The 13,318-nt window shown below is 40.0% G+C and carries 12 protein-coding genes; 2 read left to right on the top strand and 10 right to left on the bottom strand.

Going from position 1 to position 13,318, the window contains the following annotated elements; genetic code table 11:
* Positions 1–38: 38 nt before the first annotated feature.
* From gpsB to ACFSMW_RS05085, 4 genes are all read right to left on the bottom strand, one after another.
* Positions 39–347: a cell division regulator GpsB gene (gene gpsB / locus ACFSMW_RS05100; protein WP_390353582.1), complete on the bottom strand. Its 309-nt coding sequence runs from the start codon at positions 345–347 to the stop codon at positions 39–41.
* A gap of 133 nt (positions 348–480) precedes the next feature.
* Positions 481–879, bottom strand: a complete 399-nt coding sequence (locus ACFSMW_RS05095; protein WP_390353581.1) for a cytidine deaminase — start codon at positions 877–879, stop codon at positions 481–483.
* Between the two features lie 67 nt (positions 880–946).
* On the bottom strand, positions 947–1,300 hold the full coding sequence (locus ACFSMW_RS05090; protein WP_390353580.1) for a DUF1798 family protein: 354 nt from the start codon (positions 1,298–1,300) through the stop codon (positions 947–949).
* 91 nt (positions 1,301–1,391) lie between these two features.
* Positions 1,392–1,604: a hypothetical protein gene (locus ACFSMW_RS05085; protein ID WP_390353579.1), complete on the bottom strand. Its 213-nt coding sequence runs from the start codon at positions 1,602–1,604 to the stop codon at positions 1,392–1,394.
* 619 nt (positions 1,605–2,223) lie between these two features.
* On the opposite strand from ACFSMW_RS05085, the gene recU reads away from it, so the two are divergent.
* Positions 2,224–2,805, top strand: coding sequence for a Holliday junction resolvase RecU (gene recU, locus ACFSMW_RS05080; RefSeq protein WP_390353577.1), 582 nt, complete (start codon positions 2,224–2,226; stop codon positions 2,803–2,805).
* A 17-nt stretch (positions 2,806–2,822) separates the two neighbouring features.
* Positions 2,823–5,612 (top strand): transglycosylase domain-containing protein, encoded by a 2,790-nt coding sequence (locus ACFSMW_RS05075; RefSeq protein WP_390353575.1) that lies wholly within the window; start codon positions 2,823–2,825, stop codon positions 5,610–5,612.
* Between the two features lie 48 nt (positions 5,613–5,660).
* Here the strand turns inward: ACFSMW_RS05075 and nth are convergent, their stop codons facing one another.
* The 6 genes from nth to dinG form a co-directional block, all read right to left on the bottom strand.
* Positions 5,661–6,335 carry an endonuclease III gene (gene nth / locus ACFSMW_RS05070; protein WP_390353573.1) on the bottom strand — a complete coding sequence of 225 codons (675 nt, stop codon included), beginning with the start codon at positions 6,333–6,335 and terminating at the stop codon, positions 5,661–5,663.
* Between the two features lie 3 nt (positions 6,336–6,338).
* Positions 6,339–7,022, bottom strand: coding sequence for a DnaD domain-containing protein (locus tag ACFSMW_RS05065; RefSeq protein ID WP_390353571.1), 684 nt, complete (start codon positions 7,020–7,022; stop codon positions 6,339–6,341).
* Between the two features lie 104 nt (positions 7,023–7,126).
* Positions 7,127–8,419: an asparagine--tRNA ligase gene (gene asnS / locus ACFSMW_RS05060; protein ID WP_390353569.1), complete on the bottom strand. Its 1,293-nt coding sequence runs from the start codon at positions 8,417–8,419 to the stop codon at positions 7,127–7,129.
* 36 nt (positions 8,420–8,455) lie between these two features.
* Positions 8,456–9,637, bottom strand: a complete 1,182-nt coding sequence (locus ACFSMW_RS05055; protein WP_390353567.1) for a pyridoxal phosphate-dependent aminotransferase — start codon at positions 9,635–9,637, stop codon at positions 8,456–8,458.
* Between the two features lie 33 nt (positions 9,638–9,670).
* Positions 9,671–10,219 (bottom strand): cell wall elongation regulator TseB-like domain-containing protein, encoded by a 549-nt coding sequence (locus ACFSMW_RS05050; RefSeq protein ID WP_390353565.1) that lies wholly within the window; start codon positions 10,217–10,219, stop codon positions 9,671–9,673.
* Positions 10,220–10,453: 234 nt separating this feature from the next.
* Complete coding sequence (dinG, locus tag ACFSMW_RS05045; protein ID WP_390353563.1) at positions 10,454–13,249, bottom strand: ATP-dependent DNA helicase DinG; 2,796 nt, start codon at positions 13,247–13,249, stop codon at positions 10,454–10,456.
* Positions 13,250–13,318 lie beyond the last annotated feature (69 nt).

The following is a 13,318-nucleotide window of genomic DNA, read 5'->3' as shown; positions in this document are numbered from 1 at the left end:
ATACATTATAGCATAACTTTAATTAATTATCCAGCGCGTCAGGATTCGGCGTTTGTAATTTTTTTTCCGAACACAGCTTTTTCTAAATTGGATAAACGTTTCAAGACATCATAATTCACTTGTGTACTGGCAGTATTTTGCACTCTTGTCTGGCCTTCGTCGGAACGTTTTCGCAATTGTTCGTTTTCCTGTTGCAGTCTGTTGATTTCCTGCTGGAGAACCTCATAATCCTGAATGATCGTGTCCAGAAACTCATCTACTTCCTCTTGATGGTAGCCTCTCATGGTGACTTTGAAGTCCTTCTCCAAAATTTCTTTTGTAGTCAATTTTGTTTGGTATGCACCCATCCTTTTCACCTCTTTTTTATCACTTCATTTTCATCTTATTAACCCAGTAAAACTTTATGCTAACCATTATACCATCAAAACAAGGAGCTGAAAAATAAGCCCCTTGTTTTATGGAAATATATGTAGATTGATGCTAGTCCATGTCGGATGATTGAAAGGAAAATGGCAGTAACTCCTCCACCCTTACAGATTTGACTTCTTCTGCTTTTAAATTGGATAAATGGATCTGCATATCTTTGTTGAAGAACTCACTCATTACTTGCCGGCAGGAACCACATGGCGGCACAGGTCTTTGTGTATCAGCTACAACTGCCATTTCCTGAAATTCACTCTCTCCATCGGCAATTGCTTTAAATATTGCCACCCGTTCCGCACAGCAGGTTACTGGATATGCTGCGTTTTCAATATTGCAGCCAGTATAAATTTTACCCGATTTCGTCAGTAGCGCAGCGCCAACTGGGAACCGGGAATAAGGTACGTATGCCTTTGACCTGATCTTGATTGCTTCCGCTAATAAAAAATGTTTATCCATCGTTCTCCCCCCTATATGTGGAAGACAATTATAGATAAAAGCAAATAAAATGTAAAGCTTTATTAAGCTATTCCAGCTGATCTGCAAGCAGATCGAACACATAAAGGCAAGCCTGATGCAGCTGCATATATCTTCTGCGTTTCACATCAATATAATAACTATGCATCAAAATAAGCTCCATATTCTCTCTGGTAGAAACGATTTGCTTCGGATGAACTTTTACTTGTCGGTTTTTCACTGTAGCTAGCGCTAAATCTTCCCAACGTGCCAATAATTCATAAATGGGATCTGTCTGTTTTCTTACATATGCAAAAAACTGCTTGTCCTTTCTGCTTTCAGGAGCCTGATTATTTTCATAATACTCCTGTAACAGTGCCAGCTGTTTTTTCAGTTCTATTGTCTGCAGCAATAATTCATGCAACGATAACACACCTTTCTAAAACACCCTCCTTCTATTTTAGCATATACAGTCATACATCGAGCCCTGGACCGCCCTTTTTGTTTAAAACTGTTTAAAATTTCGTGCGTTCGAGTATGGAATGCAGATAGATCAATTCATTTTGGGCATGGTTGTAGTATCCCATGATCGCTGTATCCGTTGAGATCATCAGTTTTTGTTCTGCCGCACGGAGTTTACTATTTAAATGTATAAGACTTTGGGCCAGTTCTTTGTTCGTCATACCGAATTCAAAATATCCTATTTCTTTTCTATTCGCCAATCCCATTATCATCACTCCATTCGAGAAATTCCTTATGCATATATTTCTCCATGGATGAATGATATCCTGCACGTTCGACAAAACTAGTATAGAAAACACAAAACTAGTGAAGAATCGCGTGAAGCGAAGTAATACCCTATATCATTGATCAAAATAAAACAGTTGGGCAAACTAATTTCAAGGAGGTTTTTTCATGAAAAAAAATGACACTTCTAAGAAACAAGATAAAAATCATTCTTTTAAGGATTTGCAGACTGGAGACAAAAAACGCAACGGACCGAACCGTCCTTCCACTTAATCTAACAGACGGTTTTAAACAGCATGAAGTCCTATGTCTATAACTTCGAGAAAAACAGCTATATCATGTTTTTCTCGTTTTTTTATTAACTGACATAAACCCCTTAATTTCAATTTCAATTGCGAATACTTTGGAGGCCGTATGTTTTTCTATCCAGTCATAGGGCAAGCATTGTCTTTTTAGTGCTGTTTTGTTGTAAAATATATGTGAAGTGATGCACGCTTGCTTCTTGATATTATAGGCAATAATGTTACAATTACTTGATTGAAGTTATCATATGGCTTTTAATTTGATATGATACATGTAATGCCAATAGGGGGAGCTATAGTGAATTATCCGAATGGAAGCCGTGTTGGTCCAAAAAGCCGGCCTATATTTAAACAAGGCTACGGCAATAGAGGTATGACACTCGAAAATGATATCAATGACACAAACAAGTTTTATCTGGAAACAGATCGTGCAGTCATTCATAAAAAACCGACACCAATACAAATTGTAAACGTGGACTACCCTAAAAGAAGTGCGGCGGTGATCAAAGAAGCCTATTTCAAACAGGCGTCTACTACAGATTATAATGGGATATATAAAGAGAAATATATCGACTTTGAAGCAAAAGAAACGAAAAATACGACTTCGTTCCCTTTTGCCAATATACACGCACATCAAATAAAACATATGGAAAAGGTCATTTCTCACGGAGGAGTTTGTTTTATCATCATCCGTTTCAGTAAACTTGACAAGACATATTACGTCCCCGCGGAGATCCTTTTGCAGTCTTGGCAAATTAGCTTGTCAGGCGGGAGAAAGTCGATTCCCTATCGCCTGATCCAGGAAAAAGGATTTCTGATCCCATTTCAGTATCAAGCAAAGGTGAACTACTTGGATATCATCGATCATTTATACTTTTAATCACGGAGGTAACAAGCATGGCAAATGGCCAAACCCGCATGGGGCGAAGAAAACAAAACACAAAAAACACTAAAACAACGAAAAAACCTATTTGGAAAAAGATCCTGCTTACTATTCTTATCCTTGGGTTGGCATTATTCATTGGTGTAGGTGCGGTATTTACTTATTATGTTGCCACAGCACCCAAGATTGATGCAGCAAAATTACAGGACAACTTTTCGTCTAAAGTATATGATATGGATAAAAAAGAAGTTGCGGATATCGGTTCAGAAAAACGTACTCGCATCGAGTATGATGACTTGCCACAATCATTTGTTGATGCAGTAACCGCAACGGAGGATTCTCGATTCTTCAAACACCATGGCATAGATGTCCGTCGTATCGGCGGTGCCGTGCTCGCTAATATCAAAAACGGTTATGGCTCTGAAGGAGCCAGTACAATCACGCAGCAGCTAGTGGAAAAATCATTTCTTTCACCGGAAAAACAGCTTAAATTGAAAGTGCAGGAAGCTTGGCTGTCGCTGAAATTAGAAAGAAAGTATTCGAAAGAACAAATTTTGGAAATGTATCTAAATAAAATTTACTATGGAAGCGGAGCTTGGGGAGTCGGTGAAGCTGCGAAAATCTATTTTGGCAAGTCCGATTTGAAAAAGCTGACCCTTCCAGAGGCTGCCATTTTGGCTGGACTTCCGCAGCGCCCGTCAGCCTATGACCCATACCAGCATCCTGACTTGACAAAAGGACGGATGAAGACGGTTTTGACACTGATGGTCCGCCATAACAAAATTACCCAAAAACAGGCAGATGAAGCATTAAAAGTCGATATCAAATCTCTTTTAAAAGGCAAACGTCCAGAAACAACGAAATACGAAGCGTTTTTACAGGAAGTTCAAAAAGAGGTTAAAGATAAAGTAGATGGTGCTGATATTTATAAAGACGGCCTGAAAATTTACACGACGTTAGACAGAAGCGCACAAGAGCATGTTGAATTTTTGCTGAAAGACAGTGATCAAAATCCGATCAATTATCCAGATGATCAAATGCAAGCCGGCATGACAGTCCTGGATACCAAAACGGGTGCTATCAGGGCAATCGGCGGTCGAAGAAATAGTAAGAATATGAGCGAATATAATTATGCGACACAGGGTCACTACCAGGCAGGCTCAAATGCTAAACCACTTATTGCTTATGGACCCGCTATTGAATATAATAAATGGTCGACTTATCACCAAATAGATGATGATAAACCATATCAGATCAAAGGAAGCGATAGATCAATTGGTAACTGGAACAGTTCTTACGGCGGCTTGGAAAGCATACGGTATGCGCTTGCGCAATCATTGAATGTGCCTGCTGTCAAAACATTGGAGGAAACAGGTCTCGGAAATGCTAAAAAGTTCGCAGAAGGATTAGGAATCGAATTTGCTAAGGATAATATCGAAATTACCGACGCAATTGGCGGATCAAGCACCAATATAAGTCCTCTGCAAATGGCTGGAGCCTATAGAGCATTTGGTAATGGCGGAGTCTATAATGAACCATATGCTGTTACAAAAGTGGTTTATCCCAATGGCCGTACGGTTAATTTAAAACCTGAACCAAAGGCAGCAATGTCAGATTATACGGCTTATATGATTACTGATATGTTAAAAACGGCAGTGAATTCCGGTACTGGGACAAGAGCCAATGTACCAGGTGTGCCAATGGCTGGAAAAACCGGTACGACAAATTTGTCAGGGAAAGACGGCAGCCCGGATTCCTGGTTCACAGGTTATTCTACAGCATATACTATTTCAGTATGGACTGGCGGATATAAAGACGAAGAAGGTAATCGGGATGTGATGCCAGATACAAAAATATCACTCGATTTGTTCAGAAACACGATGGAAGAACTGTCCAAAAATATCGACACAGCAGACTTTGAAAAACCCGACTCTGTAGTCAGTGTCGGTGTGGAAAAAGGCTCTAATCCTGCCGCCTTGCCAAGCAAGTATACACCAAGCTCCAATATAGTCAATGAGTTGTTTGTCAAGGGGCATGAACCAAATAAAACTTCTGAGAAATACGATAAACTGGATCCGGTCAAAAATCTCAAAGCAGATTATGATAAAGATGATGAATCGATTAAAGTCAAGTGGGATTACGATGATAAAGATAATGTTGAATTTCAAATCAGTGCGAGTATTGATGGCGGTGAAATGAAATCACTCTCCTCCACCGGCGATACATCGATGGATATTTCATCTGTGGAGCCTGGAAAGGATTATACAATTCAAGTCGTCGCTGTCAGCAAAGATGACAGCACGAGCCAGAGTGAAGCGAAAACAACGTCTGTGAAAGTTCCTGGAGATGATGATGAAGATGATAAAGACATGCCTGCAGTTACAGGACTAACAGCAAAATACCGCGATGATATCATTGATGTAGACTGGAATTACGATGGGCCGGATGCCGATTTTGAAGTTTCCGTCAACGGCCAGAATCAGAAAGTCCATTCCAACGGCATTCAAATAAGTGGTGCTAAACCAGGGGAAAATTATACCATCAAAGTCACCCCAGTTGGTAAAGACAATGATAAAAAAGGTCCTGAAAGCAGCACGAGCATCAAAATTCCGGATGCCAATAACTCATCTGATACGAATGGCAACCAAAATGATGATGAGAAAAAACAAGATGATAATGAGCATCATGATGGTGATAGTAACCAAGATCAAGGTGACCAACATGACCAAGACAATCAGCAAAATGACCATGATCAAGATGATGGAAACAACCAAAATGATGATGGCTCCAGTAACCAAGATTAAAATTGAAATAGGAAAAGAAGGACTTTCCCGGCGGAAAAGTCCTTCTTTTTATTTTAAAACAGCTGTGTTTGCTGCATCTCGTTTTTTCATTCGCTTCTGGCCTTCTCTGCATAATTGCAACAATGGGCATTCCGGGCAATTAGGATTCCTCGATTTGCAATGATACCTGCCGAAGAAAATCATTAAGTGATGGGTATCGCTCCATTCATCTTTCGGAACCTTGCGCATCAGCGTTTGTTCCACCTCATTCACGGAATCCTTCCACCTGCAAATGCCTAACCGTTTAGATACTCTTTCAACATGTGTGTCGACAGCAATGGCCGGTTCTCCAAAAGCTACAGAAGCCACCACATTTGCGGTTTTTCTGCCTACTCCAGCCAGTTCCATCAACTGTTCTTTTGTCCGCGGAACGTCACCATTGTAGCGATCCAACAATGATTGAGAAAGCTTTTGAATATTCTTCGCTTTATTTCGGTAAAGACCTATGGAACGAATATCTTGTTGTAACGCTTCCAGCGGCACAGCAACATAATCTTCCGGTTTCTTATATTTTTGGAACAGCTCCTTTGTTACCTTATTTACAAGGTTATCAGTACACTGGGCAGATAATACGACAGCGACTAAAAGCTCAAAAGGATTCTCATGATTCAATTCGCATGCAGCTTCCGGAAACATTTCATGCATTTTATCCAGACAAAAACGGATTTCTTTTTTATTCAGCAAAAGCTAGTCCTCCTCATTCAACCAATTATAATAAAATGAGGTATCTCTGTCAGAAACAGTCTCCTCTTTTTGTGTACGTGACTTATGAAATGATTTACTCGCCTCCCTTGCATCTTCAACAGAGTGAATGCCTTTCTTTTTCCATTCTCTCAATATCCTGTCGATATATTTGAAATTCAATTTCCCCATTAGTACGGACTCCCTAAGTCCTGCTTTGATCAGTGCGGGGGATATTTGATCTTCATCAAGCCATGTATTGATCATCTCTATTTCAAAAGGAGATAATGGCCTTCCAAATTCCTGTTCAAATAAGACAAATATGGTTCCTTCATTTTTGTCATCTTTTTTTGGTTGAGGCTCAGCCAAGAACAACTTTTTCCATAATGGCTCTAAGGAATAAACCTCCGTTAATTGCTGAAGATCATTTTCCCTTTGTTCTATAGAAAGAAACTGCCTTTGAATCAATTGGCGCAGCACCTTTGAACAGGTTGTTTCTTCAATGGACAAACAAGAAATCAACTCATTAGGGGTAGGAAAAAAATTCTTCTCGTATGCAAAACGATGTATCTGTAAAATGACAACAAGTTCCAGCTCTGTCAATCCGAAGCTAGCATAAGACGTTAGCAGTTTGACCGGAATAGGTACCTGATGAAGCATTTCATGTTGAAACTGGAATGATTTTGTCATATTAGCACCTCTATTTCAATATAACATAAGTAAAAATATTTTATTTACAGCATAGGTAAAATCCCTCGCTTTAAGCAAGGGATTCTTCATGCTTTCCTTGTTGATCATGGATACAGGCGATTTAACAAGCGTGGGAATGGAATAGTTTCACGTACGTGATCGACACCGGAAATCCATGCGACTGTCCTTTCCAGCCCCAATCCAAAGCCAGAATGCGGTACACTGCCATATTTTCTGAGCTCGAGATACCACTCGTAAGCAGGTCCAGTTAATTGATGTTCTTGATACCTTTTCTCCATCAATTCAAGATCATCGATACGTTCGGAGCCGCCGATGATTTCACCATAGCCTTCCGGTGCAATCAAATCTGCACATAGTACGACTTCCGGACGTCCTGGCACAGGCTTCATATAGAATGCTTTGATTTCTGCCGGGTAATTCGTGATGAAAACCGGTTTGTCGAAGCTTTCTGCGATTTCAGTTTCATGAGGAGCACCAAAATCATCTCCCCATTCAATATCAGTGAAGCCTTTTTCCTTCAGCAATGCTATCGCATCATCATAAGAAATTCTCGGGAATGGTGCTTGGATTTTTTCAAGTTTGGAAACATCACGATCCAATACAGAAAGTTCCAACTCGCAGTTTTTTAATACCGACTGTACAATATGTGTCACATACTGTTCCTGAATCTCGAGACTCTCCTCATGACTGGTAAAGGCCATTTCCGGTTCAATCATCCAGAATTCAATCAAATGACGACGAGTTTTCGATTTTTCCGCACGAAATGTTGGACCAAAGGAGAATACTCTGCCTAAGGCCATCGCTGCAGCCTCCAAATATAATTGGCCTGTTTGTGATAAGTAAGCCTCCTCGTCAAAATACTTGGTATGAAATAATTCAGTTGTGTCTTCTGCCGATGCGCCAGTCAGAATTGGAGAATCGATCTTCACAAAGTCATTGTTATTGAAAAATTCATACGTTGCCCTGATAATTTCATTTCTGATTTTCATGATCGCATGTTGTTTCTTGGACCGCAGCCATAAATGACGGTGATCCATCAAAAACTCAGTTCCATGTTCTTTTGGTGTGATCGGATAGTCAATAGAATCATGAATCAGTGAAATGGTTTTGACATGCATTTCAAATCCCAGCGGTGATCTTTTATCTTCAACGATCATTCCAGTTATGTACATGGATGATTCCTGGTTCATATTTTTTGCAAGCTGGAAAACATCTTCATCGACGTCATTTTTTGCCACAACTGCTTGCATGAAACCTGTACCATCACGCAGCTGCAGGAACGCTATTTTTCCACTGGAGCGCTTATTTGCCAGCCAGGCTCCGATAGTTACTTCTTGTCCTTCATATTTAGAAACTTTTGCTATAGTAGTTTTCAAAAAAATTACCTCCATGAAATAAACTGTTTATATGACTCAGGTATGTGTAATGACGAAACGTTTGATTCTCTCTGCAGCTTCAATCAGTACATCTTTGGATGTTGCATAAGATAATCTGACGTTATCTGGCGAACCGAATCCGGAACCTGGAACCAAGGCTACCTTTTCTTCTTCAAGCAAAGCTTCAACCCACTCGTCAACAGTAGAAAATCCGGACTTCAGAGCAGCTTCCTTCACGTTAGGAAATAAATAAAATGCTCCTTTTGGTTTCTTACAAGTAATATACGGAATATCATCAAGAAGACGGTATAAGGTATCTAGTCTATCTTGAAAAACACTACGCATTTCGATTGTGGGATCCTTTTCTGCACTGTATGCAGCCTCAGCAGCATGCTGCGCGATGGAATTTGGATTGGAAGTGGCATGTGATACATGGTCACTCATTGCTTTGATGAGCTTTGTGGGTCCTGCAGCATAGCCAATCCGCCAGCCGGTCATAGCATGTGATTTAGAAACGCCATTGATGACAACCGTAAGATCCTGTAATTCAGAAGAAAGGCTGGCAATCGAGACGTGTTCATCAGAAGTATAAATCAATTTTTCGTATATTTCATCTGAAACGATTAATATATTGTGTTTCAAACAAATATCACCCAAAATCTGTAATTCCTCTTTGCTATACATCATACCTGTAGGATTGCTCGGGGAATTAATGATGATCGCTTTTGTCTTATCCGAGATAACTTTTTCAAGCTGGTCCGATGTAATTTTGAACCCATTTTCTTCTTGACCCTGCACATATACCGGGCTACCTTGTGCAAGTTTCACCTGTTCAGGATAGCTTACCCAATAAGGTGCGGGAATGATCACTTCATCACCCTTGTTCAAAATAACTTGAAAAAGAGTGTATAAGGCGTGTTTGGCGCCCGAAGTCACGACAATTTGATCTGTACTATACATCAACTGATTGTCTGCTTTCAGTTTAGCAGCTATCGCTTTTTTTAACTCGGCTGTACCAGAAGCAGGTGTATACTTGGTCATACCCTTGTGGATAGCTTCAATGGCAGCTTCATTAATGAAAGAAGGTGTATTGAAATCCGGCTCCCCAACCCCTAGGCCGATTACGTCATGCCCTTGTTGTTTCAACATTTTCGCCTTGGCAGAAATTGCCAATGTTGAAGACGGTGTAAGACTCTGCACTCTATTTGCTAATTCCATCATAAAACCACCTCTGCATTATTTTTAGCCAAGTCAATCAAATAAACTTTTGAAGCCGAATTGTTCATATCTTTTTCCGTCCGACATTCTGAAGTAATCAAGAATATAACGATCTGATCGATCATGATAAGCCACTTCCCACAATGGCAGATGTTTTTTGGAAATAGCTGGTGTAATTTTAACCAATTTGCAGCTGTCACACTGTTGCTGCCATTGCTTTTGAATTGCATTTTTGGGAAGTATTTTTTCACTTGGAACAACTACGAATTTTGCTTTTTTATCTTTTTTATTCTTAGGGACAAATACAAGTTTCTTTTTTCCTTTTTTTGTCTTCCCCTCGACAACATGATACTGTTCGAAACCATTAAAAAGAGTAACCTTAGAAATATCTGTCACATCTGTCTTAGCTGCGACTGCCTTCTTAGTACTCGTGATTCCAGCCATTTTACTGTGCTGAATATCGTTGTATAAATAAATACAATACGCAAGAGAAGCCACTATCGCTATACAGAGAATCCATGAAGTCCAAGCCAACCATGCCGGCCACTTTTTTGTTTCATCTTGCCAATGATTGTAACTCATATGTTTATCATAGCCTTTTTCATTATATATTTCACGTCCATTTTCCTCCCCAATACAAATGGCTGTTTTATCAATATTTACTAGTCATATCATGTCTCTGATAACAAACACTATGGTTAACGTTGAATTAAATCCGAAAGGGTCATTTTTAATCCGGTAACTTATTTCAACAAAATAACCCAACCCTTACCTCTTCTTGTACTGATGCTAAATGGCATCAGTACTTTTTCTATTTTAAAACCAAGAGCGGGCTTTTTCCATTATTTCACGCGTGGAATCGAAGACTACCGGGACATCAGGAATGGACTTTGTGAAAAACTTGCCATATTTCGCTTTTATAATCCTGGAATCACAGACGAAAACGATACCGCGGTCGCTTTGGGATCGGATCAACCGGCCGAACCCTTGTTTAAATCGAATAACAGCATTTGGCAATGATAAGTCAAAAAAAGCATTTTTACCCGCTTCTTGCAACTGTTGAGATTTTGCTGCAAATAAGGGATGGTCCGGCACCTCAAAAGGCAAACGTGCGATGACCAGACAGGATAAATCTTGCCCGGGAATGTCCACTCCTTCCCAAAAGGAATTAGTGCCAAGTAAGATAGCTTTATCAAATGATTGGAAGTTCTTTTTCAGTCTGGCTCTGCTGCCGCTTGTAATTCCTTGTGCAATCAAAATGAACTCTTGCTCCAAAATTGCCTCTTTCAACAATTGATGAGCTTTACGCAACATTTCATAAGAAGTGAAAAGTACGAGCATCCTTCCCTTTGTAATTTCAGCCAATGAAAGAATTGCTTCACAAGTTGCAGCTATAAATTCCTCTTGATTACCAAAGCGGATGTCTGGAAAATCGTTGGGAATAAATAGCTGAACTTGATCCTTATATGAAAAGGGAGACGGAATGACTTTTGTATCCACTGCTTCTTTTGGGAGGCCAAGACGCTGTCTCATGAAAGAAAATGAGCCATTCATGGTAAGAGTAGCGCTAGTCAGGATCACACTTTTTTTTACGGCGAATAAGTCTTCCGCAAGCAGTCCAGAAATATTAGTCGGCTCTCCATAAACATAAACAGCATTTTTTGCTCCTTTAGCTTCAATTTCCACCCATCTGACAGTACCTTCTGCTGGCTGGAGGAATAATTCCTGGATATATTCACAAAACTTTGCTAAGGAATCCTTGCTATTCTTTAATTGTACAGTGGTCGTCTTTTTATCTGGATCAATATTTCTTTCAATTTCTTGTAAAATTTCACCCAGATCTCTCAACAGTGACAGCAATCTTCCAGCCATTTCCTGGATGATCTGCCATGCAGAATTCTTATCATCTTCCGAGAGCAGACGGTACTGGATGCGGCCAATATCACTTAAGGATTTGTCTGACTTGTTTTGGCTTGATACATATTGAAATATCATACGAAATAAATCATCGATTTCATGCTTCGTAGCTTCGAATTGTCCATCCCATCTTCGAATGGCTTCTAAATCGGCTAATTCAGTAAATTCATCAAGTAAAGAAGCCAGCCATTTATCTTCGGTGGCAGCACCAATCTTGTTCAGTTCATATAACATGTGAACATAGTCCAGCTTTAAACCATACCGTTTCGAAGCTGTTTCCTCCAAATGGTGTGCCTCGTCAATGATTAAATGGTCATATGACGGCAGAAACTGGTATTCATGATACATGTCCGTACACAATAAAGCATGGTTTGTAATGACGATGTCAGCCTTTATCGCTTTATTTTTGGCCCTTTGATAAAACGATTTGTTAGTCCATGAGGAAGATTGGTCAGACTGGCCTTCTGATTCAGCTGATATGTTGCCAGCAAAATATTTTCCGCTTGTGGGCAAGTGTAACTCATCTATATCCCCAGTGACTGTCTCGGTTAGCCAAACAAGAATCATCGCTTTAGTCAGTGCGATATCGTAGTTGTATTCATCTGCCAACAATTCCTCTTCCAGTCTTTCCAAACTGATGAAGTGCTGTTTTCCCTTCAGCAAGGCTGCAGAAAATGTAAAGGGGAGAATGGTTTTTACCAAAGGTATATCTTCTTCCATTAACTGCGTTTGCAGCTGTGTCGTATATGTACTTATGACGATTCGCTTATTATGTTTGATTGCTTCAAATATGGCGGGGATCAAATAGGCCAGTGATTTACCAGTTCCTGTCCCGGCTTCAATCAAAGCATGGCGGCCAGTCTGGAATGCATCGAAAATCGTTTCTGACATCTCCCGTTGTCCAGAGCGTTTTTCAAAATTTGTCAACATTTTTTCCAAATAACCATTTTCCTCATATACATCATCCAAATATTCACCAAAAGGAGGTAGGACTTGCTCTTCAAAATAGGATTCGCCTGTTTCATTTATCCTTTTCAAAGCAATCCCTCTATACACATCAAAATCATCGGAGGTTGAAAATAACAAGTCATTCTGCCTCTTCCTAAGCAATTCCGATAGATCCGACTTGAAAGTTTTCTCAAGCTTCAACAGATGTTCGATGGTCTCATATGGCAGCAGCTCCAATTTTTCTTTTAGCCGTAAAAGTAACTTAGCAGTTACGTAAGCGTCTGAAACAGCTCGATGCGGCTTGTCATGTGTTATATCCAGCAATGCAGCCAATTCTCCCAATTTATAGCTTGGCGCCTGCGGATACAATACTCGTGCTAGTTCCACTGTATCCAGTACAGGATTACGCAGAGCAGGTAAGCCAGCCATTTTCAGTTCCTGGTTCAGAAAGCCTAAATCAAAAGGTACATTGTGTGCAATCAAGTATCCGCTTTGAAAGTAGGAGACAATTTCCTCTGCAACCTCTGCAAACATTGGAGCCTCGGCAACGTCCTGGTTCGTAATACTGGTGAGATTGGAAATGAAGGAAGGAATTTCTTTGCCAGGGTTTAAAAACGTGGAAAACTCTTTTGTGATTGCACCCTTTTCTATGACAACAATCCCGACCTCGATGATCTTATCACCTTTCACTGCTGAATGTCCGGTCGTTTCCAAATCGATGACAACAAATTTTTCCAAGCTTCCCACCTCTTACTGCAAATTCATAAATGTATTTTCATTATTGTTAAAAAAGACACTTACCGTTATGGGATAAGC

Source organism: Tigheibacillus halophilus (assembly GCF_042683165.1).
Taxonomy (GTDB): Bacteria; Bacillota; Bacilli; order Bacillales; family Amphibacillaceae; genus Tigheibacillus; species Tigheibacillus halophilus.
The sequence above is the reverse complement of the archived record's forward strand: the minus strand, read 5'-3'. Positions and strand labels throughout refer to the sequence as shown.